Source organism: Variovorax sp. WDL1 (genome assembly GCF_001541225.1).
Classification (GTDB): domain Bacteria; phylum Pseudomonadota; class Gammaproteobacteria; order Burkholderiales; family Burkholderiaceae_C; genus Variovorax.
Window position 1 is genome coordinate 1 of the sequence record NZ_LMTS01000166.1, and the last position, 1,556, is coordinate 1,556.

Annotated in this window: 1 protein-coding gene; it reads right to left on the minus strand. The window is 66.9% G+C overall.

Annotation, left to right across the window (positions count from 1 at the left end):
* Window positions 1-50 precede the first annotated feature (50 nt).
* The gene (locus APY03_RS23710) at window positions 51-1,262 is read right to left on the minus strand and encodes an IS110 family transposase (RefSeq protein ID WP_068680684.1); all 1,212 of its coding nucleotides are present in this window, start codon (window positions 1,260-1,262) and stop codon (window positions 51-53) included.
* Window positions 1,263-1,556 lie beyond the last annotated feature (294 nt).

The window sequence follows — 1,556 nt, forward strand, 5'->3', positions numbered from 1 at the left end:
CGGATACCGCGGAATCGGCCATCGCCGGCGCGGACATGAGACATCCGGTGTCAACCTTGTTGAGAAATCTCGATGCGACAAGCGCTGGAATGGATGGCCGGGTCGTAGACGGTGCCGTCGGTCCAGATGCGCCAGAGCACGCGAGTCCAGGCGCGAGCCAATATGCGCACTGCGTGCGGATGATCGCAACCGCGCTTGCGCGCGGCGTGGTAGACGCTGGCAGCCCATGGGCTGGCATGGCGAGAGTTGTCTGCAAGGCAGGTAATGGCTTGACGCAGGCGACGGTTGCAGGCCCATCGGAAGGTGACGGCGCGACTCTTGCCGGACTCGTAGGTGACGGGCACGACGCCGGCCTCGGAACAGAGCTGCTCGGCAGTGGCGAAGCGCTCGGGCACGTCACCCAGTTCGGCCAGGATCTGGGCGGCGCAGATGCAACCAGCGCGCGGCAGCGACATCACCGAGACGGCCTGCGGGAGCGCGGCCATGGCCAGGGCGATATGCCCATCCAAGGCCTTGATTTGGGCGCTCAGCGGCTTGAGCAGGGCCACCAAGGCCAAGGCGGCCGTGGCTTGGGCCTGGGCGAGCGCGGGTTCGCACAAGCTTGGCGCGGCGGCCTGGAGGCGCTCGAGCAAGACGCCGGGCGAACGCCGGCCGCTGTAGCCCTGGCGCTTGCAGAAGGCGGCGATCTGCCGGGCGGTGAGGTTGCGCGCGGCGGTGGGCCACTGCTCGATGAAGGCCAGCGCGATGGGCGAATCGACGGCGGCAAAGATGCAAGTGGCGCCGGGCCAATAGGCATCGAGCAGTGCGGTGAGCTGGTTGGCCAGGCGGATGCGCGTGGCCACCAGGTCGTCGCGCGTGCGCACCAGGGCGCGCAAGCCGCGGATGGCTGCCGACTGGGGCTGCAGCGCGTGCCACCGATGGCCGTCGGTGCGCAGCAAATCAGCCAGCATGAAGGCATCTCCTGCGTCGCTCTTGGCGTTGGTGCTGCGATAACGCGGGCGGCTGGCCTTGACGGCGTTGGGGTGAATTGCAAAGACCTGATGGCCGGCTTCGACCAGGGCATCAACGATCAGGCCCGAGGGCCGTTCGATGGCGACAGGCAGGGCTTTGCCGAAGGCAGCGAGCGCATGCCGCAGCTGGCCCAGTCCTTGGGCGTCGTGGCTGATGGTCAAGTGCTTGAGCACGCTGCCCTGAGCGTCGATCACGCACACCGCGTGCGAGCGGTAGGCCCAATCCAGGCCGACAAAAACAGAATTCCTCATGGACAACCTCCATCGGTTTGGGGTAAGACTGCCCGTGTCGGAAGGCATGGCGGGACGCTCATAAATTGGCGCTCTGGCTGGGTAAGCGTGGCGCTACATCCGGTGGCCCGTCGTAGTCTTCCGGCACCTCGGGTGCTGCGAGTGTCATGTGGGCTGTCGAGCAGCCAGCCGCCGTGGCAGTCACCGCGAGGGCACGGAAGTCGGATCACCACCTCAGCACCTGTCCGAGGCAGCGTCAAGCTGGAGGTTGCCTTATGAGCCTCCAGCACGGGCCGCACCTCATCGCCGAGGCAT